The sequence below is a fragment of the Streptomyces sp. NPDC058457 genome, assembly GCF_042720695.1.
GTDB lineage: Bacteria > Actinomycetota > Actinomycetes > Streptomycetales > Streptomycetaceae > Streptomyces.
Genome location: NZ_JBHXLU010000061.1, coordinates 48,581 through 72,324, shown reverse-complemented (window position 1 = coordinate 72,324; position 23,744 = coordinate 48,581). Strand labels below are relative to the sequence as shown.

General features: G+C 72.6%; 19 protein-coding genes. 12 read left to right on the top strand and 7 right to left on the bottom strand.

The window, feature by feature from the left end:
- Positions 1-236: 236 nt before the first annotated feature.
- On the bottom strand, positions 237-3,188 hold the full coding sequence (locus tag ACFWPS_RS36200) for a BTAD domain-containing putative transcriptional regulator (protein WP_383713261.1): 2,952 nt from the start codon (positions 3,186-3,188) through the stop codon (positions 237-239).
- Between the two features lie 113 nt (positions 3,189-3,301).
- Positions 3,302-4,573 carry a hypothetical protein gene (locus ACFWPS_RS36195; RefSeq protein WP_383713259.1) on the bottom strand — a complete coding sequence of 424 codons (1,272 nt, stop codon included), beginning with the start codon at positions 4,571-4,573 and terminating at the stop codon, positions 3,302-3,304.
- A gap of 324 nt (positions 4,574-4,897) precedes the next feature.
- On the opposite strand from ACFWPS_RS36195, the gene ACFWPS_RS36190 reads away from it, so the two are divergent.
- From ACFWPS_RS36190 to ACFWPS_RS36180, 3 genes are read left to right on the top strand one after another with little or no spacing between them, the layout of a single operon-like run.
- On the top strand, positions 4,898-6,112 hold the full coding sequence (locus tag ACFWPS_RS36190) for a macrolide family glycosyltransferase (protein WP_383713256.1): 1,215 nt from the start codon (positions 4,898-4,900) through the stop codon (positions 6,110-6,112).
- Positions 6,109-6,606 (top strand): acyl-CoA thioesterase, encoded by a 498-nt coding sequence (locus tag ACFWPS_RS36185; RefSeq protein ID WP_383713254.1) that lies wholly within the window; start codon positions 6,109-6,111, stop codon positions 6,604-6,606. Before ACFWPS_RS36190 ends, ACFWPS_RS36185 begins: the two co-directional genes overlap by 4 nt.
- 55 nt (positions 6,607-6,661) lie before the next feature.
- Complete coding sequence (locus tag ACFWPS_RS36180) at positions 6,662-7,906, top strand: amidohydrolase family protein (RefSeq protein WP_383713251.1); 1,245 nt, start codon at positions 6,662-6,664, stop codon at positions 7,904-7,906.
- 89 nt (positions 7,907-7,995) lie between these two features.
- Here the strand turns inward: ACFWPS_RS36180 and ACFWPS_RS36175 are convergent, their stop codons facing one another.
- The gene (locus tag ACFWPS_RS36175) at positions 7,996-8,889 is read right to left on the bottom strand and encodes a hypothetical protein (protein WP_383713249.1); all 894 of its coding nucleotides are present in this window, start codon (positions 8,887-8,889) and stop codon (positions 7,996-7,998) included.
- A 264-nt stretch (positions 8,890-9,153) separates the two neighbouring features.
- Here ACFWPS_RS36175 and ACFWPS_RS36170 point away from each other — a divergent pair, with 264 nt between their 5' ends.
- The 6 genes from ACFWPS_RS36170 (at position 9,154) to ACFWPS_RS36145 (ending at position 16,173) form a co-directional block, all read left to right on the top strand.
- The gene (locus tag ACFWPS_RS36170; RefSeq protein WP_383713246.1) at positions 9,154-10,125 is read left to right on the top strand and encodes an LLM class F420-dependent oxidoreductase; all 972 of its coding nucleotides are present in this window, start codon (positions 9,154-9,156) and stop codon (positions 10,123-10,125) included.
- Between the two features lie 13 nt (positions 10,126-10,138).
- On the top strand, positions 10,139-10,909 hold the full coding sequence (locus ACFWPS_RS36165; RefSeq protein WP_383713243.1) for an SDR family NAD(P)-dependent oxidoreductase: 771 nt from the start codon (positions 10,139-10,141) through the stop codon (positions 10,907-10,909).
- Positions 10,910-11,006: 97 nt separating this feature from the next.
- Entirely contained in the window at positions 11,007-12,125 is a 1,119-nt protein-coding gene (locus ACFWPS_RS36160; RefSeq protein WP_383713241.1) for an LLM class flavin-dependent oxidoreductase, read from the top strand.
- Between the two features lie 103 nt (positions 12,126-12,228).
- Entirely contained in the window at positions 12,229-13,959 is a 1,731-nt protein-coding gene (locus tag ACFWPS_RS36155) for an amidohydrolase family protein (RefSeq protein ID WP_383713238.1), read from the top strand.
- On the top strand, positions 13,956-15,416 hold the full coding sequence (locus tag ACFWPS_RS36150; RefSeq protein WP_383713235.1) for an aldehyde dehydrogenase family protein: 1,461 nt from the start codon (positions 13,956-13,958) through the stop codon (positions 15,414-15,416). Before ACFWPS_RS36155 ends, ACFWPS_RS36150 begins: the two co-directional genes overlap by 4 nt.
- Positions 15,417-15,618: 202 nt before the next feature.
- Positions 15,619-16,173, top strand: a complete 555-nt coding sequence (locus tag ACFWPS_RS36145) for a DUF3455 domain-containing protein (RefSeq protein ID WP_383713232.1) — start codon at positions 15,619-15,621, stop codon at positions 16,171-16,173.
- Between the two features lies 1 nt (position 16,174).
- Here ACFWPS_RS36145 and ACFWPS_RS36140 read toward each other — a convergent pair whose 3' ends face one another.
- The 3 genes from ACFWPS_RS36140 to ACFWPS_RS36130 are packed head-to-tail and all read right to left on the bottom strand — an operon-like array spanning position 16,175 to position 19,334.
- Complete coding sequence (locus tag ACFWPS_RS36140; RefSeq protein ID WP_383713230.1) at positions 16,175-16,561, bottom strand: nitroreductase/quinone reductase family protein; 387 nt, start codon at positions 16,559-16,561, stop codon at positions 16,175-16,177.
- 54 nt (positions 16,562-16,615) lie between these two features.
- Positions 16,616-18,976: a caspase family protein gene (locus tag ACFWPS_RS36135; protein WP_383713227.1), complete on the bottom strand. Its 2,361-nt coding sequence runs from the start codon at positions 18,974-18,976 to the stop codon at positions 16,616-16,618.
- Positions 18,960-19,334, bottom strand: coding sequence for a hypothetical protein (locus ACFWPS_RS36130; protein WP_383713224.1), 375 nt, complete (start codon positions 19,332-19,334; stop codon positions 18,960-18,962). Before ACFWPS_RS36130 ends, ACFWPS_RS36135 begins: the two co-directional genes overlap by 17 nt.
- A 292-nt stretch (positions 19,335-19,626) precedes the next feature.
- Here ACFWPS_RS36130 and ACFWPS_RS36125 point away from each other — a divergent pair, with 292 nt between their 5' ends.
- Together ACFWPS_RS36125 and ACFWPS_RS36120 are read left to right on the top strand one after the other, a co-directional pair.
- Positions 19,627-20,475, top strand: a complete 849-nt coding sequence (locus ACFWPS_RS36125) for an endonuclease/exonuclease/phosphatase family protein (RefSeq protein ID WP_383713221.1) — start codon at positions 19,627-19,629, stop codon at positions 20,473-20,475.
- A 266-nt stretch (positions 20,476-20,741) separates the two neighbouring features.
- Positions 20,742-21,128 (top strand): hypothetical protein, encoded by a 387-nt coding sequence (locus tag ACFWPS_RS36120; protein ID WP_383713218.1) that lies wholly within the window; start codon positions 20,742-20,744, stop codon positions 21,126-21,128.
- Between the two features lie 62 nt (positions 21,129-21,190).
- Here ACFWPS_RS36120 and ACFWPS_RS36115 read toward each other — a convergent pair whose 3' ends face one another.
- Positions 21,191-22,702 carry a CehA/McbA family metallohydrolase gene (locus tag ACFWPS_RS36115; RefSeq protein ID WP_383713215.1) on the bottom strand — a complete coding sequence of 504 codons (1,512 nt, stop codon included), beginning with the start codon at positions 22,700-22,702 and terminating at the stop codon, positions 21,191-21,193.
- A 154-nt stretch (positions 22,703-22,856) separates the two neighbouring features.
- On the opposite strand from ACFWPS_RS36115, the gene ACFWPS_RS36110 reads away from it, so the two are divergent.
- Entirely contained in the window at positions 22,857-23,702 is an 846-nt protein-coding gene (locus ACFWPS_RS36110) for an LLM class F420-dependent oxidoreductase (RefSeq protein WP_383713212.1), read from the top strand.
- Positions 23,703-23,744: the final 42 nt, after the last annotated feature.

Genomic DNA, 23,744 nt, shown 5'->3' with positions numbered 1-23,744 from the left:
CTCATCATTCGCTCCCCTGAATGTTCTTGATGCTGTGGACGGGAAGGCCCGCCCGGCGACTCCCCCGTAGGGCCGCCGGGCGGACGCTTCCGGGCCGCTACACCTTAAGGCGCGGCCCCGGCCGAACCGTCTGCCCCCCGACGCGACGGATTGACAGGACGAGAGTGCCGTGCGGTGATAAACGAATGATGAACGTCCGCCGGGCGTCCGTGCCCGCTCTCCGAGGGCGCCCCGCCTCAGGCAACCGCACTCGGCCTGAGCAGGGACTTCACCTCGTCGGCCTCGGCGGACCCGAGCCCTTCGAAGATGGTGAGCGCCTCCCGCCAGCACACCTGCGCACGGCCCGGATGCCCGATCAGGCTCAGGGCCCGGCCGAGTACCGTCAGCACGTTCCCGCGCCGCCACTCGCCACCGATCCCGCGCAGCAGGGTGAGGGCCGTCTCGGCGTTGGTCGCGGCCTGCGCGGGCCGCTCCGCCGCGAGGTCGAGTTCGGCGAGCCGGAACAGGGACATCCCCTCCCACAGCCGCATCCGGCTGTCCCGGAACACCTCCAGGGCCTCCTGGAGACGCTCGGCGGCCTGGTTGTACTGGCCGCCCCGGGTGAGTGCGAGGCCCAGCGCGTACCGGCCGTTGGCACCCTTCAGCGCGTGCCCCATGGCGTCGTACATTCCCGTCCCCTGCTGTGCCAGGGAGACCGCGCTCGCGGTCCGCCCCATCGCCAGGTGGATCCGGGAGAGGTTGCAGAGCGCGCTGGCCTCGCCGGGTCCGTCACCGCAGGCGCGGAAGCTGTCGATGGCGCGGGTGAGGTGGGCCTCGCCGTCCTCCAGCCTGTTGTGGTAAAGCGCGATGATGCCCAGCATGTTGGACGCCCAGCAGCCGGGCAACGGGTCCCCCGCCGCGTCCGCGAGCCGGACCGCCTCGCTCGCCTGCTCGTTGGCCAGTTCGAAGCGGCCGATCAGATGGTGGCCGTTGGCCAGGGTGACGAGCGCGCGGGCCTCCGTCCGCACGTCCGCCGCGGCGTGCGCCGCGTCCCGCATGGCGGCGGCCGTCGCCTCGTACTCCCGGGAGTTGGCACCGGACTCGGTCAGGTCCACGGCCGCCCACAACAGGTCCACGGCCCGCCTCAGCAGGGCGGGCGCCGTCGACTGCCGGACGCAGGCCAGCAGAGTCATCGCCTCCGCGTAGAGCCAGTCCTGCGCACGGTGGCGGTCCTGGAACGTCAGCCCCGGGTATTCGGTGGTTTCGAGGTGCTCCACCAGCCGGTCCCCCGGCCGCTCGATCGCGTACACCCCCGCCGCCGTCGCCAGGCAGAAGTCCAGCAGCCGCGACATCGCCGCCTCCCGCTCGCCGGGCGGCTGTTCGTCCCGTTCGGCGCAGGCACGCGCGTAGAGCCGTACGAGGTCGTGGAAGCGGTAGCGGCCCGGCGCCGCCGATTCCAGGAGCGAGGTGTCGACGAGGGACTCCAGCAGGTCCTCGGTCGCCTCCACCGGCAGATCGATTACGGCGGCGGCCGCGGCCAGCGAGATGTCCGGCCCGTCCGCCAGCCCGAGCAGGCGGAACGCCCGCGCCTGGGCCGGGTCCAGGGCGCCGTAGCCCAGTTCGAAGGTCGCCTTCACCGCGAGGTCGCCGGCCTGGAGTTCGTCCAGGCGCCGGCGTTCGTCCGCGAGCTTCGCCGCCAGCACCGAGACCGTCCAGGTGCGGCGGGCGGCGAGACGGGACGCGGCGATCCGGATGGCGAGGGGGAGGAACCCGCACGCGGCCACCACGTCCAGGGCCGCCTCCCGCTCCGCGGCCACCCGCTCCGCGCCGACGATCTTCGTGAACAGCTGCAGGGCCTCGTCCGGGGACATCACGTCCAGGTCCACCAGATGGGCCCCGGCGAGGTCGACCATCCGGACGCGCGAGGTGACCAGCGCCGCGCAGCCCTCGGTGCCCGGCAGCAGCGGACGTACCTGCGCCGCGTCCTTCGCGTTGTCCAGCAGGACGAGGACGCGGCGGCCGTCCAGGACCGAGCGGTACAGGGCCGCCCGGTCGTCCAGCGAGTCGGGGACGGACGAGTCCGGTGTGCCCAGGGCGCGCAGGAAGGAACCCAGGACCGTCTCCGGTTCCGCCGCCCGCGGGCCCGCGCCCTGCAGGTCCACGTACAACTGGCCGTCCGGGAAGGCCGACCGGGCCTGGTGGGCGACGTGCACGGCGAGGGTCGTCTTGCCCACGCCCCCGATGCCCGCCAGCGCCGACACGGCCATCACCCGGCCCTCAGCCGACGCCAGCACCTCGCTCAGCTCGGTGACGAAGGCGGAGCGTCCGGTGAAGTCGGGCACGGTGGCGGGGAGCTGGGCGGGGCGGACCTGGACGGCGGCGGGTTCCGCCGCCGGGGCCGAGGGCTCCGCCAGGGCCGGGTCGGCCTGGAGGATCCGCTGTTGCAGGTCCCGCAGGCCCGACCGCGGGTCGACGCCGAGTTCCTCCGCGAGCAGCCGGCGGGTGTCCGCGTACACCGCGAGCGCCTCCGCCTGGCGGCCGCTGCGGTACAGGGCGAGCATGAGGAGTTCACGGAGGCGTTCGCGCAGCGGATGCGCCGCCGTGAGGGCCGTCAGCTCCGACACCGCCTCCGCGTGGCAGCCCTGCTCCAGGTCCATGTCCAGGCGGGATTCGAGAAGTTGGAGCCGCAGCTCCTCCAGCCGGACCCGCTGAGTCTCCGCGTACGGTCCGGGCACCCCGGCCAGCGGCTCGCCGTCCCACTCGGCCAGCGCCCGCCCGAGTACCTCCCGTGCCTGGTGCAGGTCCCCGGCGTTCTTCGCCTTCTCCGCCTCCGCCGCCAGCTCCTGGGCGACCGCCAGGTCCAGGGCACCCTCGCCCAGCCCGCGGACGGCATAGCCGCCGGACTCGCTCACCAGGACGCCGGGGTCCAGGACCTTCCGCAGCCGGGACGCGTACGTACGTACCGCCGCCAGTGCCTGCGAAGGCGGTTCCGGGCCCCACAGGGCGTCGATCAGCTCGGCCGCGGTCGCCGTGCGGCCCTCGCGCAGCAACAGGGCCGCGAGCAGGGCGCGTTGCTGGGGAGAGCCGGTGTTGAGCGGCTCCTCGGCCCGCCAGGCGCGCACCGGACCGAGCACACTGAAGCGCAACGCCGCCGCCTCCGCCGAGGAGGGGGCGCGCCGCTGCTCCGGCACCCGTGGTCCACCGTCCATGCCCGTCCCCCTAGACATCCCGCTTCACCCCGTCAGTCTGCCTTGTCCGGGCGGGTTGCGTCAGCCGGGGGAGATACCGATCACAGGGCGAAACGCGGGGGTCCACACAGCCTTCACACGGCGTCCGCCTCGGCGAGCAGGCCCAGTTCGTGCCGGAACGACTCCGCGAGCAGGTCCGCGTCCTCGGCACCGGAGTTGGTGGACACGCTCAGGGTGTGGCCGCGGGCGCAGCCGCCCAACGCGAAGGTGACCGTGTCGTCCGGCGGGACCATGGGGACCAGGGAGATCCGGCGCAGCGGGCGGCCCGCCAGGGTGCGGCCGGTCTCGCGCAGATGGACGTAGGTACAGGCGGCGGGGGCGTAGGCGGGGGCGAAGAGGCGGCCGCGGGCGAGTGCCTGGGCCGGGCCCGGGAGGGCGGTGACGGCCGACTCGAACAGTTTCTCCGCCCTGCCGAGGGGGCGGGTGACGGTGGTGAGCAGTCCGGCGCAGGCCCGGAGCCGGTCGGCGGGGCCGGGCAGCGCGACGGGGGCGGGCAGCCGGACGTTGCAGAACGCGTTGCCGAGGAAGTCACCGCGGTCGGCCGGGCGTTGGTCCACCGGGACCGACAGCCACACCGGTCCGGCGGCCTCGGCGGCCTTGGCGCCCTGGGTGAGGTCGACGGGTCCGGCGGTCAGCAGGCAGGAGCGCAGGACGCCGGAGACGGCCGCCAGGAACACGGTGTTGGTGGTCGCCCCGGGGTGCCGCCGCGCGTCCCGCACGAGCTCCGGGGGCAGGTGCAGGACCGCGTACGCCGTCCGCCGCTCGCCCTTCCCGGGCAGCGGCACCGCCAGGCCGGTGGTCAGCAGGCCCGGTTGGCCGCCGGCCGCGGGTGCCCGGCGCAGTTCGCCCGGACCGGCCGCCGCGGCGGTGGCGTCCACCGGGCCGCAGCCGTCCAGGAGGGCGCGCAGCAGGGTGGTCAGCGACCGGCCGTCGAGCAGGCTGTGGTGCATACGGAAGAGGAGGGTGAACCCGCCCGCCGAGGGATCGTGGAGTAGGTGGAGGTTCCAGGGCGGTTCGCCGCCGGGGAACGGGCGGTGGAACCAGTCCCGTACGGCGTCCTGGAGAGTCGCCGTGCCCGTGTCGAGGACCTGGTCGGCGGGATCGCGGCCGGCGGCCGGTGTCTCCCAGCGGTGCCGGCGCGACCACCCCGACAGCGGTCGCCGCTCGTCCCGTACCAACTGCCGGGCCAGCCTGGGCAGTCCGGCCCACCGCTCCCGCACCAGCGTGTGCAGCTCACCGAGTTGGGGAGGCGGCCCCGTGAAGTCCAGCGCGACCCCGGCGTTGGGCGGGCCGAACGGCCAGCGGGCCATCCCCTCCTCCATGAAGGGCAGATACGGTCCGGGCATGAGGCGGCTCCTGTCGTGGCGGACGGCGGTCCCTACGCCGCCCAACGCCCGCCCCCGACTCCCGGTCACGCCCGTCAAGGCCTCCCGAGTCACGTCCGTCCACGCCCCCCGGTCACGCCCGTCCGCCCACCCGACATCCCCTGCTCGCACCCCCACCCGGTCAACCCGTCGCCCGGTAAGTCACCACGAAGGGGTTGTCTTCCCCCCGTTGCCAGTCGCGTGAGGCGGGCCGGTGTCGTTGTACCGATGCCCGTCTCCCCACACCCACGGTCCCCAAGAACCGACGGGCGCCCCGACGCCGCTCAGGAACAGGAAACGCTCATCGTGCCTGGCACCAGCCCCGCCGCCCCCTCCTCCGCGCCCCCGCGCCGCCGTGCGCACCCGGCGCACATCGCCGTGGTGAACCTGCCGATGCAGGGGCATGTGAACCCGACCCTGGGAGTGGTGGAGGAGCTGGTGCGCCGGGGCCACCGGGTCACGTACGCCATCACCGAGGACTTCACGCACGTGGTGAAGGCGGCCGGCGCCGAGCCCGTCGTCTACCCGGTGGAGGGCGACGGCTCGGACGCGCCGGAGCGCCTCGCGGAGGGCTTCGCCCGCGCCGTCCACGCCTCGCTCGGTTCACTTCCCGCGCTGACCAGGGCGTACGAACACGACCGCCCCGACCTGGTCCTCTACGACGTCTACGGCTTCGCGGGCCTGCTGCTCGGCGCCCGGTGGGGCGTGCCGACGGTCCTGTGCTCACCCACGCACATGGCCTACGACGGCCTGTTCCCCGAGTTCTTCGACGGCGCCGGCGGCCTCGCCGAACTCCCCGGGTACGACGCCCTCGCCGCCGCCTTCACCGAGCGCGGCCTGGACCCCGCCCGCATCCACGAGGTCGAGCGGCCCGAGCAGGCGATCGCCTTCCTGCCCCGCGCCTTCCAGCGCCGGGCCGACACGGTCGCCGCCCGCCGCGTCGCCTACGTCGGCCCCGCCCTCGGCGACCGCTCCTACCAGGGCTCCTGGCAGCCGCCCCGCCCCGACGTGCCGGTGCTGCTGGTCTCCCTGGGCTCCCAGTTCACCCGGCGCCCGGAGTTCTACCGGGCGTGCGTCGAGGCCTTCGGCGACCTCCCGCTGCACGTCGTGATGGCCGTCGGCCCGGACGTCACCCCGGAGGTGCTCGGCCCGCTGCCGGCCCACTTCGAGGTGCACGCGCACGTGCCGCAGCTGGCCGTGCTCGCGCACGCGTCCGTCTTCGTCACCCACGCCGGGATGGGCGGCACGATGGAGGCGGTCCAGCACGGGGTGCCGATGGTGGCGATCCCGCAGATGGCCGAGCAGCGCGTCAACGCCGGCCGGATCGAGGAGCTCGGGCTGGGCGTGCACCTGCCGCGCGAGCAGGTCACCGCGCGGGCGCTGCGGGAGGCCGTGCTGCGGGTGGCCGAGGACCCGGTGGTGCGCGCCGGGGTCAACGCCCTGCGCACGGAGCTCGGACGGTCGGGCGGCGTGCCGGCCGCCGCGGACCTCGTCGAGGACGCACTCGGAGCGGTCCGGTGAGCCACGCGACCCTGCGGGCCCTGGCGGCCCCGACGGCCTCCGCCCCGGCGCCGTCGCACCACCACCGCCCCCACCTCTACAGCCGCCCGGTCCGGATGAGCGACCTGGACCCGATGAACCACGTGAACAACGTCCGCCTCCTGGAGATGATCCAGGACGCCCACGTGGACTTCTTCTACCTCCAGCGCGGCCACCCCGGGCAGCCCGGCCAGGCCGTTCGCGTCCGGGTCATCTACGCCCGCCACGAGCTCGACTACACCGAGGCCCTCGACCTCCGCCCGGAACCGGCCGTCATCAGCACCACCGTGGGCACGGTCCGCCGCTCCTCCTTCGAGCTGACCAGCCGGATCACCCGCGGCGACCAGGTGTTCTGCACCTGCGTGAGCACCTGTGTCGCCTACGACCCCGCCGCCCGCCGCACCCGCAGGCTGGAGGACGACGAGCTGGCCGTGCTGGCTAGGCACGCGGCCTGCGACTGCCGCCCATCCGCCTGACGAACCGTCACTCCGCTAGCTGACGGTTCGTCAGATCGGCGCTACCGTGAGCGCCATGGACACCCAGGACGGCACCTTTCCGCTGATCATCTCCGTCGACGACCACACCGTGGAGCCGCCGGACGTCTGGCAGTCCCGCCTCCCGAAGAAGTACCTGGACACCGGGCCCCGCATCGTGCGGGCCCCGCTGAGGGAGATGAGCTTCCTCGGCGGCCGCTTCAAGCCGGTCATGGGCAAGCAGGGGGACGACGGTCCCATCGGCGACTGGTGGATCTACGAGGACCTGCACCGCCCCCTCACCCGCCTCGACACCGCCGTCGGCTACTCCCGCGACGAGATCAAGCTCGAAGTGATCACGTACGAGCAGATGCGGGCGGGGTCGTACGACGTGCCACAGCGGCTCGCCGACATGGACGTCAACCACGTCCAGTCCGCGCTCTGCTTCCCGACCTTCCCCCGCTTCTGCGGGCAGACCTTCACCGAGGCCAAGGACCGCGAACTGGCCCTGCTCTGCGTCCGGGCGTACAACGACTGGATGGTGGAGGAGTGGTGCGGCCCGCTGGCCCAGGGCCGCCAGATACCCCTCGCCCTCATCCCCCTGTGGGACGCCCGGCTGGCCGCCGCGGAGGTCCGCCGCAACGCGGCCCGCGGCGTCCGGGCCGTCGCCTTCTCCGAGATACCCCCGCACCTCGGGCTCCCCTCCGTCCACACCGACGACTGGGACCCCTTCCTCGCCGCCTGCGACGAGACCGGCACGGTCGTCGCCATGCACATCGGCTCCAGCAGCCGGATGCCGTCCACCTCCGCCGACGCCCCTCCCGCCGTCGGCTCCACCATCACCTTCGCCAACTGCTGCTTCTCGATGGTCGACTGGCTGATGAGCGGCAAGTTCGAGCGCTTCCCCGACCTGAAGGTGATGTACGCGGAGGGCCAGATCGGCTGGATCCCCTACATCCTCGAACGCGCCGACGTCGTCTGGGAGGAGAACCGCGCCTGGGGCGGCGTCGCCGACAAGGTCACCCGCCCGCCCTCCGAGCTCTTCGCCGAGCATGTCTACGGCTGCTTCTTCGACGACGCCTTCGGCCTGCGGAACCTCGACGCCATCGGCCTCGGCAACGTCCTCTACGAGACCGACTACCCCCACTCCGACTCCACCTGGCCCAAGTCCCGGGAGGTCGGCGAGTCCCAGATGGGCCACCTGGCCCCGGACGCGGTCGAACGCATCGTCCGCGGCAACGCGATCGACCTGCTGGGCCTGACGGCGGACGGTCTGTGGGCGGGGCCGGGCGCGAACTCGTGAGGACCGCTCCGCGGGGGCTGCCGTGACCGTCCCGCGCCGGGGACCTTGGGCGCGGGACGGTGGGCACAGGACGGTGGTGCCTGCCGGCGTCAGCCGAAGAACACCGAGGAGATCTTGTTGTCGAAGCCGATCGACGCCAGGTCGGCGATGTCGCCCTGGACCACCTTGGACTCGCCCTTGCAGTCCTTCTCCGACCAGATCTTCAGGGCGCCGGAGGCCCGGAGGGAGGAGGCGGCGTCGTCGCGGGCGACGTTCTGGCAGCCGGAGCCGGCCAGGCCCTCGGAGGGGTCGCCGAAGTCGGTCTGGTCGGAGAGGACGACGCTGGTCGCGGCGGCCGTACCGGTCCCGGTGCCGCCGGTGCCTCCCTGGTTCTGGTCCTGGACCCCGGCCTTCCTGCCGTCCGGCGTCACGCCGAACCAGGTGCCGCCCACGCCCTGGCCGTTGGTGTCGCCGGGCTTGAGGTCCTTGCTGAAGCGGTAGACGGGCCAGCCGCCGATCGTCACCTGGAGGTTGCCGTCGGCGCGCTTGACGACGCCGACGGCGGACTTGTTCACACCGTCGATGAAGATCTTGCCGCCGGGGGCGACGACGACGGGCGGCCAGGTGGTCGCGCACGCGTCGTTGCAGTTGGACTTGGACGGGTTCGCGGTGTCCTTGTCGAAGCGGTAGAGGGTGAAGCCCGCACCGTTGACGACGACCGGGTTCAGGTCCCCCGCCCTGGCCGCGCTCAGCTGCACCCACTTCCTGGCGGCCGGGGTCACCGCCGGCTTGCCGGCGGCGGGGGCCCAGTCGCCCGTCTTCGGGGTGGCGTTGTGCTGCTTCGCGGTGCCGCTGTCGAAGTGCAGGCTCTGCAGCGCGGCGCCGACACCGTCCTTGGCCGCCGAGGCGGCACCGGCGGCCTGGTCGGTGGCGTTGCAGGCGGTCAGCAGCAGGGACGCGGCGGCTGCGGTGGCGGCCAGCGCGGCGATGCGGTTGCGGATCATTTCGGTCTCCCCGTGTCCGATGCGACCCGGAAGCCCGAGTCGTCACCGGCCGGTACGAGCCCTGGTCGGGCCGCCCTCACCCGGTGACGCGCGCCTGGGACATGACCACGACGACCCCGGGTCAATCAGTCAGAGAGGCGGACATTCTTCACCGGACGATCAACGCCCGCGACTCTTGTCTGACGGGGCGTCAGGCAAGACGATGGCTCCGGCAGTGCTGATGTGACGGTCCATCAGATTCGGGAGTCGGATTCAGGAGGGTGTGTGTCCAACCAAGGCCTGCCGGACGGGCGTCCGGCGTACGGGATACAACTCCCCGTCCAGTCCCAGTCCACCATCTACGCCGAGGGCTGGGAGGCCGGGGCCGGGGTCGACGACCTCGTCGCGATCGCCCGGGCCGTCGAGGACGCGGGCTTCGCGTACCTCGCCGTCTGCGACCATGTGGCGATCCCGCGCCGGCTGGCGTCCGCCATGAGCACGGTCTGGTACGACCCGGTCGCCACCCTCGCCCACCTGGCCGCCGTGACCGAGCGGATACGGCTGCTCAGTCATGTCGCCGTCGTCGGGCTGCGGCACCCCCTGCTCTCCGCCAAGCAGTACGCGACCCTCGACCACCTCTCCGGCGGGCGGCTGATCCTCGGGGTCGGGGCCGGGCACGTACGGGAGGAGTTCGAGGTGCTCGGGGTGGACTTCGGGCAGCGGGGGGCGGTGCTCGACGAGGCGGTCGACGCGTTGCGCGCCGCGCTCGGGCCGGATGAGTTCCCCACCCACCACGGCAAGTTCTACGACTTCGAGGGGCTCGGGCAGCGGCCCCGGCCCGCGCAGGAGCGGGTGCCGGTGTGGGTCGGCGGGTCGTCGCCGGCCGCGCTGCGGCGGGCCGCGCTCAAGGGTGACGGCTGGCTGTCGCAGGGCGACCCCCGGGACCGGCTCCCCTCCCAGATCGCCCGGCTGCGGCGGCTGCGCGAGGAGGCCGCCCGCGGCGGAGCCGCTGTTGGATGCAGTGAGGAGCCGATCACCGTCGGCGCGATCGCCGAACCGCTGTACGTCGGCACCCCGGACTGGGCGGTGGGCCGCCGCACCCTCAGCGGTGCCCCCGAGGCCCTCGCCGATTCGCTGCGGGCGTACGGCGAGATGGGCGTGGACCAGATCCAGGTGCGGTTCCGCAGCCGGAGCCGGGCCGAACTCATCGACCAGATCCAGGCGTTCGGGGCGGACGTCGCGCCCCGTCTCGCCTGAGGGAGGCAGTGGCATGGGCAAGCTGGACGGGCGGGTCGTCATCGTCACCGGGGCGGCGCGCGGACAGGGCGAGCAGGAGGCGCGGCTCTTCGTCGCGGAGGGTGCGAGAGTCGTCGTCGCCGATGTGCTGGACGACCAGGGCGAGGCCCTCGCCAAGGAGATCGGGGCGGCCTACGTCCACCTGGACGTGGGCGTGGAGGCGGAGTGGCAGGCCGCCGTCGCCGCCGCCAAGAAGGCGTACGGCCGCCTCGACGGGCTGGTGAACAACGCGGGCATCCTGCGCTTCAACGCGCTCGTGGACACACCCCTGGACGAGTTCATGCAGGTCGTGCAGGTCAACCAGGTGGGCTGCTTCCTGGGCATGAAGACGGTCGCGCCCGAGCTGGACGACGGCGGGACCATCGTCAACACGGCCTCCTACACCGCGCTGACCGGAATGGCGGCGGTCGGCACCTACGCCGCCACCAAGCACGCGGTGCTCGGGCTCACCCGGGTCGCCGCGCTGGAACTCGCCGACCGGCGGATCCGCGTCAACGCGATCTGCCCCGGCGCCATCGACACCGCGATGTCCAACCCGGCCCGGCTGGACCCGGCCGCCGACCCGGCGGAGATGAGCCGTGCGCTGGACGAGCTGTACCGCAAGCTCGTGCCGCTGGGCCGGATCGGGCGGGCGGAGGAGGTGGCCAAGCTGGCGCTCTTCCTGACCTCGGACGACTCGTCGTACATCACCGGGCAGCCGTTCGTGATCGACGGGGGATGGCTGGCGGGGGTCAGTGTCATCTGACGGACCGTCATCTATTGACCTTTCTGACGCAACGTCAGAAAGTCGTAGGACTCATAAGGACCACAGGGACCACCTGAACTTGGGACGGTGAACCGCCTTGGAATTCGGGCTCTTTGTACAGGGATACGTGGGCAAGCGAGCCGAGACCGACCCGCTGGCCGAGCACAAGGCACTGATGGAGGAGACCGAGTACGTCATCCAGGCGGACCAGTCCGGCTTCAAGTACGCCTGGGCCTCCGAGCACCACTTCCTCGACGAGTACTCGCACCTGTCCGCCAACGACGTGTACCTGGGCTACCTCGCGCACGCCACCGAACGGATCCACCTCGGCTCCGGGATCTTCAACCCCCTCGCCCAGGTCAACCACCCCGTGAAGGTCGCCGAGAAGGTCGCCATGCTCGACCATCTCACCGGCAACCGCTTCGAGTTCGGCAGCGGACGCGGCGCCGGCTCCCACGAGATCCTCGGGTTCATCCCCGGTGTGACCGACATGAACTACACCAAGGAGATCTGGGAGGAGACCATCGCCGAGTTCCCCAAGATGTGGCTCCAGGACGAGTACGTCGGCTTCCAGGGCAAGCACTGGCAGCTGCCGCCGCGGAAGGTGCTGCCGAAGCCGTACGGCAAGTCGCACCCCGCGATGTGGTACGCGGCCGGGTCGCCGCCGTCGTACGCGATGGCCGCGCGGAAGGGGCTCGGCGTGCTGGGGTTCAGCATCCAGAAGGTCTCCGACATGGAGTGGGTGCTCGAGCAGTACAAGACGGCGATCGTGAACGCCGAGCCGGTCGGGGACTTCGTCAACGACAACGTCATGGTGACGACGACGGCGATCTGCGCGCCGACGCACGACGAGGCGATCCGGATCGCCACGTCCGGCGGGCTCCACTATCTGCCGTCCCTGGTGTTCCGGTACCACGACACCTTCCCGCGGCCCGAGGGCTTCCCGGTGTGGCCGGAGACGCTGCCGGAGTACACGCCCGAGTTCGTGGAGCTGCTGGTCGAGGAGGAGTTGCTGATCTGCGGCGACCCGGACGAGGTGCTGCGGCAGTGCAAGCGGTGGGAGCAGGCGGGGGCGGACCAGTTGAGCTTCGGGTTGCCGGTGGGGGTGCCGAAGGAGGAGACGTTGCAGACGATTCGGTTGATCGGGGAGCACGTGATTCCGAAGATCGACACGGATCCGGTGCACCGGACTACGCGGTTCCGTGAGGGGGCTTGAGGTCTCGTCGGCGGGTGCGGGTGCGTTGTGGCTGGTCGCGCAGTTCCCCGCGCCCCTAAAAGCAGGTCGGTCAGCGCATCGCATGCCTGAGGAGGCAAGGCTCGTGCTCGATCACGTCATCAAGGGGGTGACGGTTGTCGACGGCACCGGCGCGCCCGCTTTCGTCGCCGACGTCGGCATCCGCGACGGCCGTGTCGCCGTCATAGGAACCGTCACCGAGGATTCCCGCACCAGCGAGGACGCCGCCGGGCTGGTCCTCGCGCCCGGGTTCGTCGATCCGCACACGCACTACGACGCCCAGCTCTTCTGGGATCCCTACGCCACGCCTTCGTTGAATCACGGGGTGACCACGGTCGCGGCCGGGAACTGCGGGTTCACCCTCGCCCCCCTGAACCCGGGGCGGCCCGCCGACGCCGACTACACCCGCCGCATGATGTCCAAGGTCGAGGGCATGTCGCTGGTCGCCCTGGAGGAGGGGGCGCCCTGGAGCTGGAACGGGTTCGGGGAGTACCTGGACGCTCTTGAGGGGCGGATCGCCGTCAACGCCGGGTTCATGGTGGGGCACTGTGCGCTGCGCCGGTACGTGATGGGGCCGGATGCGGTCGGGGGGCAGCCCAGTGAGGAGCAACTGACCGAGATCGTACGCCTGTTGCACGAGGCCATGGACGCGGGCGCGTGGGGCTTCTCCACCACCCAGTCCAGCACCCACTCCGACGGGGACGGGCAGCCGGTGGCCTCGCGGCACGCGCTCCCCGCCGAGCTGCTGGCCCTCTCGAAGGCCGTCGGGGAGCACGAGGGGACGCAGATCGAGGCGATCGTCGCCGGGTGCCTCGACCAGTTCAGCGACGCCGAGATCGAGCTGTTCGCCGAGATGAGCGCGGTGGCCGGACGGCCCCTGAACTGGAACGTGCTGACGGTCGACGCCGCCGTCCCGGAGCGGGTGCCGCGGCAGCTCCAGGCCAGCGAACGGGCCCGGAAGGCGGGCGGCAGGGTCGTCGCGCTGACCATGCCGATCCTCACGCCCATGAACATGTCGCTCGGGACCTTCTGTGCGCTGAACCTGATCCCCGGGTGGGGGCCGATCCTCGGGCTGCCGGTTCCGGAGCGGATCGAGAAGCTGCGCGATCCCGGGGTACGGGCGGAGCTGCTGGAGCGCGCCCACTCCAAGGAGGCCGGTGTCTTCCGGCGGCTGGCGAACTTCGGGCGGTACGTCATCGGGGACACGTACAGCGAGGCGAACGCCGGGCTGTCGGGCCGGGTGGTACGTGACATAGCACAGGAGCGAGGCCAGGACCCCTTCCACACCCTGGTCGAGATCTGCGCCGCCGACGACCTCCGTACCGTCCTGTGGCCCATGCCCACCGACAACGACCCCGCCTCCTGGGCGCTGCGCGCCGAGACCTGGCAGCACGAGGACGTCATGCTGGGCGGGTCGGACGCGGGGGCGCATCTGGACCGCATGTGCGGGGCGCCGTACACCACCCGTTTCATCGGTGACTGTCTGCGCGGGCGGAAGCTGCTCGGTCTGGAACAGGCCGTGAAGATGCTGACCGACGATCCCGCCCGGCTCTTCGGGCTCCGGGAGCGAGGGCGGATCGCCGAGGGCTGGCATGCGGACCTCGTGCTCTTCGACCCGGAGCGGATCGCCGCCGGCCAGGCCACCCTGGTGCACGACCTGCCGGGAGACAGTCCGCGCCTGGACGCGAAGGCGATCGGGGTGCGGGCGGTCTGGGTCAACGGCGTCGAGGCCATCCGGGACGACGTGGTGAGCGGGGCCGTACCGGGGAAGGTGCTGCGGTCCGGGCGGGACACCAGGACGGTGAGCACCCGGTGAGCGAGGCGGCGGACGGGCAGCGGCTGTTCGTCGGGGGCCGGTGGACGGACCCCGACGACGGGCACTACGAGGTCGTCGCCCCGGCGACCGAGGAGACCGTGGGCTGGGCGCCGGAGGCCTCCCGGGAGCAGGTGCTGGCCGCCTGCGCGGCCGCCCGGGAGGCGTTCGGGGCCTGGTCGCGGACGCCGGCGGGGGAGCGGGCGGCGGTGCTCGGGCGGGCCGCCGACATCATCCGCGGGCAGCTGGGCGCGTACGCGGACCTGGCCCGCGCCGAGACGGGCGCGACCACGGGTACCGCGCGGGCGATGCAGGTGGGGGTGGCCGCTGCCCGGTTCCGGCGGTACGCGACCGTGGAGCCCGCCGAGTGGGCGATCCCGCCGCAGATCAACGAGGCCGGGCCGATGGGCAGGGCCGGTGTCATGGGTGCGCTGGCCGTGCGCCAGCCGGTCGGGGTGGTCAGCTGCATCACCTCGTACAACAACCCGTGGGCCAACCCGGCGGGCAAGGTCGCGCCGGCGCTGGCGATGGGCAACACGGTGGTCGTGAAGCCCGCCCCGCAGGACCCCCTCTCCGTCTACCGGATGGCGGAGGCGCTGGAGGCGGCGGGCGCCCCGCCGGGCGTGGTGAACGTCGTCTCCGGTCGGTCGACCGTCGTCGGCGAGGCCGCCGTGGCCTCCCCCGACGTCGACATGGTGAGCTTCACCGGCTCCACCGCCGTCGGGCAGCGCATCGCCGAGGTGTGCGGGCGGGACATGAAACGGCAGTTGATGGAGCTGGGCGGCAAGGGCGCGGCGGTCGTCTTCGAGGACGCGGACGTCGGCTCGGCGGTGGCGGGGATAGGCACCACCTTCTCCTTCTACAGCGGGCAGATCTGTACGGCGCCCACCCGGGTGCTGGTGCAGCGGGGTCTGTACGACCGGCTGGTGGACGGACTGGCCGCGTACGCGGGCCGGTTGACGGTGGGCGACCCGGCCGCGCCGGACACGGTGGTCGGGCCGCTGATCACCGCCGAGCACCGGGCGCGCGTCGAGTCGTACGTCGAACTCGGCAGGAAGGAGGGCGCGACGGTGGTGGTCGGCGGCGAACGCCCGCCGCTGGAGCGGGGGTTCTACGTCTCCCCCACTCTTCTCGCCGACTGCACCAACGACATGCGGGTGGCCCGCGAGGAGATCTTCGGCCCGGTCGTCTCCGTCGTCCCCTTCGACGACGAGGAGGAGGGCATCGCCCTCGCCAACGACTCCGACTACGGCCTCATCGACTACGTCTGGTCCGGCGATGTGGCCCGCGCCTTCCGGGTGGCACGGCGGCTGCGGGCGGGCGGCGTCGGGATCAACACCGTCGGCCGGAACATGGAGGCGCCGTTCGGCGGGTTCAAGAGGAGCGGGGTCGGCCGCGACGTGGGCTCCTACGCCCTGCACGCCTACAGCGAGGTGCAGGCGATCGTCTGGCCGGGGTGACGGTATGTCAAAAGGTGCGCGGAGTCTGCCCGTTGGGGCCGTAAGGGGTATTACGGGAGGGCAAAGAAGGGGAAACCCCCTTCGCTCGCGGGGGACGAGTCCGTAGCGTCCGGGGTACAGGGGGGACGGCAGGTTTCCGGTTACCGGCCCTGACCGCCCCCTTCCCTGAACACGCACGGATCCCGTTCGGAGACCCCCCTTCATGAAGCACGTCAAGAGAATCGCCCTGACCGCCACGGCCGTCGCCGCCGCGACCGCGGCCACCCTGCTCGGCACGACGGCCGTCCAGGCCGCGTCCGCGAAGCCCGCCGCCCTCCCGGCCGTCCACGCCCCCGCCGCGCTCGCCGTGCCCGACGGCAACAAGCTGACCGGCGTCTACTCCGCGCACGGCGTGCAGACCTACACCTGCACCGACGGCGCCTGGAAGCTCCTGGAGCCCGCCGCCACCCTCTCCGACAAGAGGGACCGCGCCCACCGCCCGGTCGCCGTGCACTCCCGTGGCCCGGTCTGGGTCTCCACGGTCGACGGCAGTGCCGTCAACGCCTCCGCGGTCGCCACCTCCGCGAAGGACGGCGCCGTCCCCGAGCTGCTCCTGAAGGCCACGGCCACCCGCGGCGCCGGGACGTTCGAGGGCGTCACTTACGTCCAGCGCCTGGACACGGAGGGCGGCGTGGCCCCGGCGGCGGCGTGCACGGGCACGGACCAGATCTCGGTGCCGTACTCGGCGACGTACGCGTTCTACAAGGCGACCGCGTGACCTAGTCGGCGAGATCGACCCGGATCGTCAGCAGCTGCGTCCCCAGCGCCTTCACGGCCATGCTGTTGCCCTTGGGCAGGGTGCGCAGCCGGGCGACCGGGTCGTCGTCGGGCAGCAGGTGGGCGGTGCCGTGGTGCCACCGCCCGCCGATCCGCACCCGCACCCGCGGGTCGGCCTGGATGTTCCGCACGTACTGGGACTTCGTCCCGAACTCCGACACCAGCCAGAAACTCTCCCCGACCCGCCTGCCGCCCAGCGGGGTGCGCCGGGGCTCCCCGGAGACCCGCCCCCTGGTCTCCAGCAGGGTCTGGAAGGGAAGCAGCCGGGTCAAGGGGTTGGCGATGTGCCGCTGGAAGGCGGTGGTGGCACGGAATCTGCGATCGGACATGGTCCAAAGGTCGCACACCGCACGCGGCCCGTCCCGACCGCCACCAAGGAGTGTTCACGGAAGCCGGGTCAGCCCGTCGGCCTCCTGCCGGGCGCGGGCGGCGAGTTCCTCCCAGCGGCGGGCGGTCGCCTGGCCCGCGAACAGCCCGCAGAACCAGCAGCCGACGACGACGAGCGCCCCCAGCATCGCGATGAGGACGGCCCAGCCGGAGGGCGCGTAGCTGTTGCGGCCCACGTACTGCAGGAATGTGCTCAGGCCGACCTTGCGCAGTTGGCCGGAGTCGGCCCTGATGCTGCCTGACCGCAGGGTCGTGTCCTTGCCGATCAGGCCGTAGACCAGCAGCATCACCCCGGCCACCGGCGCGCCCAGGGACGAGGGCAGCCAGGACGAGGGCATGCGCAGCCGGGGGCGGAACGCGCCGCCGAGCCGTGCGGCCCGGGGCACCAGCACGAACATCGCCGTCGCACTCGTGATCACGACCTGGAGGGAGAGGAACTCGGCGGCGTCGAACTCGTAGCTGGAGAACCACCAGGTGAGCCAGATGAGGACGAGCGGCGGCAGGGCCCAGCCGAGGCCGAGTCCCAGCGCGCGGAGGGCGGCCAGCGCACGGGCCGCGGGCCGCGTCCGGGCGGCTGCGGCGGCCTGCCACTCCAGCTCCCGCTGCCGCCGGTGCCGTTGCTCCTCCTCGGCGCGCTGCTCCCGTTCCCGCCGGTCGCGCATTTCGGCCAGCCGCTGCTCCTGCCTCCGCCGCTCCTCGGCCTGCTCCCGTCCCGCCGCCTCCTGTTCCAGTCTCAGTTTCCGCTCGCGAGCCTCCTCCGCGGCCCGGCGCCGCAGCTTGCGCTCCCTGGCGTCGGCCAGCCCCTCCTCCCGGGCCCGCCCGGACCACTCGGCCTCGATCAGCCGGCCGAGCAGGGTGTCCCGGCCCTTGGCGGCCTTCAGCAGACGGTCGTACCACCAGGTGCTCGGGTCCGGCGGCCCGGTGTCGCCGGTCTGCCACCGGGGCCGTAGCTCCTCCAGATGCTCCTGCGGCAGCCGGGCGGCCAGCAGCGCCCCGGGGCCGACGTCGGCGGCCCAGTCCCGGACCTCGGGCGGCCACCCCCTGAAGTCGGTGGCCTGCCAGGTCTTCAGAGCGTTTCTCCACTGTCGCTGCACGCCCCGCAGCTCGTGGAGCGTGGCGAACTCGGCCAGGGTGTCGAGCAGGTTGTCCTGCCCGGACAACTCCCTGAGCAGCTCCTTGTCCCCTCGGTCGCCACCGGTGTACCGCCACAGGCAGGCGCGGGCCAGCCCCGCGTACGTGATCGGCCGGCCGCGGTACCCGACCGGGCCGTCCGGGTCGAGCCAGCGCAGCAGGTGCAGCACCTTGTGGTCCGGCGGGAGGGCGGGGTCGGTCAGATATCGGTCGATGAGGACGGACCGGCCCTCGACGTCGTCCGTCCGGGGGTCGTCGAACTGCCGTGTCCACGAGCGGAGTTCGCCCCAGCTCTCGGTGGGGTGCGCCTCGGTGCCCATGCGCTGGAAGTACCGGTCGGCGGCGGTGGACCAGTTCTTGCGGACCGTCTCCGCCAGATCCTTCTTGGCGGTGTGCAAGGTCCCCGCGAGGACGAGCGCGCGGGACACGTGGGCGTGCTGGGCCGAGGGCCGGGGCGGGGGAGGCGCCGACGGCGGGGCCGGGGGATCGGTGGCGGGCGCGGCGGGGTTGCGGGTGAGCGCGAGGTGGCGCGTGGTCCCGTGGAACAGGTGCTCGGGGATCGGCAGCCCCCGCAGCCGGGCGTTGCGGCGCAGCTGCTCGGCGACGGTGCCGAGGGACAGCAACTCCCCGGCTCCCGGTACGCCGTGGTGCAGCAGGTGCAGCAGTTCGCCGGTGAACGTCGTGTGCCTCGCACCCGCCGGGGCCAGGGCTTCCCTGTCCTTGGCCGTGGAGGTCAGGACGCAGGCGCCGTCGATGTCCAGCTGTTCGGCCAGCGCGGCGGCGCTCATGCCCTGGATGGCGCGGCCGCTGTAACAGCAGTCGAGGATCACGATCTTGTTCTGCGCGCCGGACTCGCTCACAAGCTCGCGCAGCACGTCGTAGTCGAGGGCGCTGACCCGCTTGCTGGCTTCCTGTGACGTCGAGACGGTGAGGTAGAGGCCGCCGCCCACCTTCCGTATGCCGTGGCCCGCGAAGTAGACGAGCAGGGTGTCCGTGGCCCGGTGGGACTGGTGCTGGAGTTGGTTGAAGACGGACACCGTCTCGGGTGGGTCGAGCAGGACGGCGCAGTGCTCCGCGGCGAACCCGCCGAGCGGCGGTGCCAGGGCGGCGTGCAGGTCCTTCAGGTTGTTGGCTATGGCGGGCAGGTCGGGAAGCTCGTCGTACCGGTAGGCGGCGGCGCCGAACAGGACGGCGCGGGAACCCTCGGGGTCAGGCAGCCGGGTCATCGTCTCGGTGCAGGTGGCCGGACAGGGCGGTGAGAAGCCTCTCCAGCTCCGCCGGCTCATCGGCGGTGATCTCGAACCGGTGGCCGTCGGGCGTGGTCACGGCGACGGTCGGCGTGGTGCGGCGCCCCTCGGTCCTGCGGTAGGCGAGCCAGGCGGCGACCCCCGAGAGCAGGGCGCTCCCGCTCGCGACGAGGTTCGAGAGGTCCATGACGATCTCCGTCCCGGACCCCATCGTGCCGGGCCGCACAGGAGCGCTCGCCAGCCGGCACCGGCCGCGCAGGTCCCGGTCGTCCCCCAGCCAGTCCCACAGATCCTCCAGCGCGGCGTCGTCCCCCACGACGTCGATCCGTATGGACATGCGGCCCCCAGCGCTTGTGTCAGTGGTGCGGGTTGTTCATTCCAGTGAACGCGGGAAGGAGTGTCAAGCCAAGCCGTTCCACCGGAAGTCGAGCGGGGCCGGGCGGTCGCGCGGGGCCGGGCGGCGGTGTCGTCGGCGCGGAGGAGAACGCCCGGTACCTGTGCTCTGCGCGGCGGGACTTGGTTCCAGGGTCTTCCGTGCCGTAGCGGTGCCGATGCCTTTCAATGTCTCTCACGGGGCCCGAACGGCCGGCGGAACCCCGGACGGTTTCCCGACGAGGGACGGTGGGCCCATGCGGGTCGTGACCTGGAACCTGTGGTGGCGCTTCGGGCCGTGGGCCGAGCGGCAGAAGGCGATCCTCGCGGTGCTGCGTGAGCTGCGGCCGGACGTGGTCGGCCTCCAGGAGGTGTGGGCCACGGACGGCGAGAACCTCGCCGAGTGGCTCGCCGGTGAACTCGGTCTGCACTGGGTCTGGGCCGCCTCCCCGGCCTCCGAGCGCTGGCAGCGGCGGATCGGGGAGCCGGGCACCGAGATCGGCAACGCGGTGCTCAGCCGCTGGCCGGTGGTGGAGAGCGAGGTGCTGCGCCTGCCGACGCCGGAGGAACTCGACGACGGCCGCCTCGCGCTCTACGCCCGTCTCGCCGCCCCCACCCACCACGTGCCCTTCTTCACCGTCCACCTGACCTCCCGACTTCACCTGTCGGCCGTACGCGGCCAACAGGTCACCGCGCTGGCCGAGTTCGTCGCCGCCCACCGCGCGGGCACCGGCTTCCCGCCCGTCGTCACCGGTGACTTCAACGCCTGGCCGGACTCCGACGAGATCCGCCGGTTCTGCGGGACCCGCACCGCACCCGTCGTACCCGGCCAGGTCTTCTTCGACGCCTGGGAGTACGCCGACCCGGCCGCCCCCTCCGCCACCTGGGACAACGCCAACCCGTACGTCCACCCGGGCCTCGGCCCCAGCGTCCGCGTCGACTACGTCCACGTCGGCGCACCGGCCGGCCCCGACGGCATCGGCACGGTGCTTGCCGTACGGCGGGCCGGGGCCGGGCCGGTCGACGGTGTGTGGCCGTCGGACCACGCGGCGGTCGTCGCGGACCTGGCGGACGGCGGATCCGCGGGCTCACCGTCCGGCGGGTGACTTCACCCAGTCGGGGTCGGTGAGATCCACCGGCCTCCTGGCGATGGGCTCGACGCACGCGTCGATCAGTGCGACCCATTCCGCAAGCTCCGCCAGTTCCCCCATGGCAGCCCTGGCCGCACCAGGATCCGGTGCCGGGCGAGGCGCTCGCTGTGGTCAATCGCGACCTGACGGCGACCTTGCCGGGGCAGGACGCGCTGATACTGATGGCCGTGCCGCCTCAGCGGTCTCCGTCCCCGAGCGGAGTCGACAGGGGACAGGTCTACGTGGCGATGCCCGACGGCCGTTGGCACGGCAACCAGGTGAACGCGTACGACCCGGAGGACGGCGACCCGCTGGAGCCCGACGACGCGGCGACGGTCCTGGAAGTGGTCGCGGACGCGGCGCAGTCGACCGTCATGGAGTTGCTCTGGCAGGTCTGGCCGGTCTGCCGGGAACACAGGACAGGAATGCACCCTCGTCCCCCGGGAACCGTCGACGACTGGTACCCGGATGCGACGGACGCGGCCGGCCCACCGGTGTGGTGGTGCCGGGGCGGCCGGGAGGGCAACAGCCACGACGTCGCCCTGGTGGGCGAGTTGGCCGCCACCCTGCCGGGAAAGGAGCGTCGCGCGCTGCGGCGCAGCGAGCGCGGACGAGACGGCCGCCGATAACCGCGGGGCCTGGCAACGGGGCACCGCCGCCGGAATCCACCCTTCGGAACCGGCGTGCCGCCTCACCGCCCCAGGAAGATCGGGTTCGTCAGTGCCGCCAGGGCGCCGGGGACGGGGCCGGCCGCTGTCTCGTGGCGGACCTCCGCGCGTACGTACGCCGCGTACGACGGGGTCGTCCGCCACTCCACCACGCCCGAGCCGGCCACCGGCAGTGGGTCGCTGGTGAGGAGGACGCCCTGGTCGGTGACGAAGCGGACCGTGCAGCGGGGGACGCCGGAGGCCTCCAGGCGGACGGTCACCGGGGTGTCGGGGGCGACGGCGAGGCGTTCGCCGATGCCCGCCTGTTCGCCGCGGCCGCCCGTCGCCGTGAAGCCCAGCGTCACGTTCTTCGACTCCGCGATGTAGGAACGGCCCGCGCGCAGGCCCTCCTGGACGGCCTCGCGGGACAGGTCGTCGGCGAGGACGACCGTCTGGGGCGATCCGACGGCGTCCGGGTCGCGGTGCGCGTCGCTGTTGCCCATGCCCGGGAGCCACTGCCGGTTGTCGCGCACCGAGGCGACCAGCGTGGCGTCCCACGCGGAGAGGGCCACCTCGTCGTCGGGGGTGTAGGGGCCGTTCCACACCTCGACCGCGTCCGCCTCCCCGAAGCCGAACTTCCAGGCGCAGCCCACGCACGTGGCGTGCGGGTGCGCCGGTACGACCAGACCGCCGGCCTTGTGGATCTGGTGGGCGAAGTGGCCGAAGCGGTTGTCGCGGGCCCGGTAGCGCCAGTCGACGAAGGTCCCGGGCTCCGTGCCGAGGGCGACGACATGACCGTTCCGGGTGGTGACCTCCTCGCCGAGCATGATCAGCAGGTCGTCGCCGGCCTGGTCCGCCCAGTGCGGGTGCGAGGAGTGCGTGTTGTGGTCCGAGGAGTTGATGAAGTCCAGTCCGGCGGCGCGGGCGAGGGCCGCGATCTCGGCGGGGGTGCGGCGGCCGTCGGAGTACCAGGAGTGCAGATGGCAGTCGCCCCGGTACCAGTCCCGGCCGCGGCCCTTGGCGCGCTGCGGTGGGTACACCGGGCGGACGGGGGTGCCGGGTTCGCCGTACGTGAGGGTGATCGTGAGCTCGTACGACAGCCCTTGCGGGGCCACCGTGTACGGGCCGAGGGCGATGTACCAGGTGCCCGCGCCGACCGGGCCGGGGATGTAGCCGGGGGTCGCGTCGTCGGCGCGGACGAAGAACTCCGTGCGGGCGCCGCCGGACCAGCCCCGGAAACCCCTGCCGCCGAGCTCGGTGCCGTGCTGGTCGAAGATGCCGATGTCGAGCGCGTTGCCCGTGGTGCCGGCCGGGACGCTCGGTCTGTCGTAGGTGTAGGAGACCTTGATCTCCCGTACGCCGGCGGGTACTTCGACCGGTACGTACACGAAGTCCGGGGAGCCGGGCGGCAGCGTGCCGCGCACTGTCGCCGTCTTCTGAGTCCCCTGGTCCTGACCGTCCGCCGCTGCGAAGCTCACGGGGCCCAACGTAAGGGCTGCCGCGGCGCCCGTCACGAACAGCGCGCGTCTGCCGATGCCGTGCGTGTCCTCACACATGCCGCTCACTCTCCCCTTCCGACGTGAACTCCCCCGGAAGGACAGGGAATCCACAGGCGTCCGTATGTCATGTGCATAGCCGCGTGAAAGACGGAACGTGTGATGCCGACCAGTCGGTATGGACAGATCGAGCCACCCCCGGTACAGATGGGGCATGCGCATAGCCGTCACGATCTTCCTCACCGACGAGACCATCGCCCCCGTCCGGCTCGCCCGTGAGCTGGAGGCACGCGGGTTCGCCGGGCTGTACCTGCCCGAGCACACGCACATCCCGGTCGAGCGGACCACCCCGTACCCGGCGGGCGGCGACCTGCCCCGCGAGTACGGCCGTACCCTCGACCCCTTCGTCGCCCTCGGCCAGGCCGCCGCCGTCACCGAGGGCCTCGGCCTCGGCACCGGCATCACCCTGGTCGCCCAGCACGACCCGATCGACCTGGCCAAGCAGATCGCCACCCTCGACCACCTGTCCGGCGGCCGCTTCACCCTCGGCGTCGGCTTCGGCTGGAACGTCGAGGAGGCCGCGGACCACGGGGTGCGCTGGCGCGACCGGCGGGAGCTCGGCCGGGACCGGATGGCCCTGATGCGGGCGCTGTGGGCGGAGGAACCGACCGCTTACGAGGGGGAGTTCGGGAGCGTACGGGCGTCGTCCGCGTATCCCAAGCCCGTCCAGAAGCCGCGCGGGCCGGTCGCCGGGCCGCGCACGCTGGTCGGCGGGGCCGCCGGGCCGAAGCTGTTCGCGCACATCGCGGAGTATGCCGACGGGTGGCTGCCGATCGGGGGACGCGGGCTGACCGAGTCGCTGCCGGTGCTGCGGGGCGTGTGGGCGGACGCTGGGCGCGACCCGGCGGCGCTCCAGGTGGTGCCGTACGCCGTCTTCCCGAGCGCCGGGAAGCTCGCGCACTATGCCGAGCTGGGCATCGAGGAGGTCGTGGTGCAGTTGCCTCCGGCGGGGGAGGCGGAGGTGCTGGGGATGCTCGACGCGTACGGGGAGTACCTGTGAGGGCGGTTGCGCCGCGTTGCCGGGTGCGGGCGCGTCGTGGCT

Coding starts and splice junctions, on each gene's coding strand:
- ACFWPS_RS36200 (WP_383713261.1), bottom strand. CDS start 3,188: ATGGACGGTGGACCACGGGTGCCGGAGCAGCGGCGCGCCCCCTCCTCG.
- ACFWPS_RS36195 (WP_383713259.1), bottom strand. CDS start 4,573: ATGCCCGGACCGTATCTGCCCTTCATGGAGGAGGGGATGGCCCGCTGG.
- ACFWPS_RS36180 (WP_383713251.1), top strand. CDS start 6,662: ATGGACACCCAGGACGGCACCTTTCCGCTGATCATCTCCGTCGACGAC.
- ACFWPS_RS36175 (WP_383713249.1), bottom strand. CDS start 8,889: ATGATCCGCAACCGCATCGCCGCGCTGGCCGCCACCGCAGCCGCCGCG.
- ACFWPS_RS36165 (WP_383713243.1), top strand. CDS start 10,139: ATGGGCAAGCTGGACGGGCGGGTCGTCATCGTCACCGGGGCGGCGCGC.
- ACFWPS_RS36145 (WP_383713232.1), top strand. CDS start 15,619: ATGAAGCACGTCAAGAGAATCGCCCTGACCGCCACGGCCGTCGCCGCC.
- ACFWPS_RS36140 (WP_383713230.1), bottom strand. CDS start 16,561: ATGTCCGATCGCAGATTCCGTGCCACCACCGCCTTCCAGCGGCACATC.
- ACFWPS_RS36135 (WP_383713227.1), bottom strand. CDS start 18,976: ATGACCCGGCTGCCTGACCCCGAGGGTTCCCGCGCCGTCCTGTTCGGC.
- ACFWPS_RS36130 (WP_383713224.1), bottom strand. CDS start 19,334: ATGTCCATACGGATCGACGTCGTGGGGGACGACGCCGCGCTGGAGGAT.
- ACFWPS_RS36125 (WP_383713221.1), top strand. CDS start 19,627: ATGCGGGTCGTGACCTGGAACCTGTGGTGGCGCTTCGGGCCGTGGGCC.
- ACFWPS_RS36115 (WP_383713215.1), bottom strand. CDS start 22,702: ATGTGTGAGGACACGCACGGCATCGGCAGACGCGCGCTGTTCGTGACG.
- ACFWPS_RS36110 (WP_383713212.1), top strand. CDS start 22,857: ATGCGCATAGCCGTCACGATCTTCCTCACCGACGAGACCATCGCCCCC.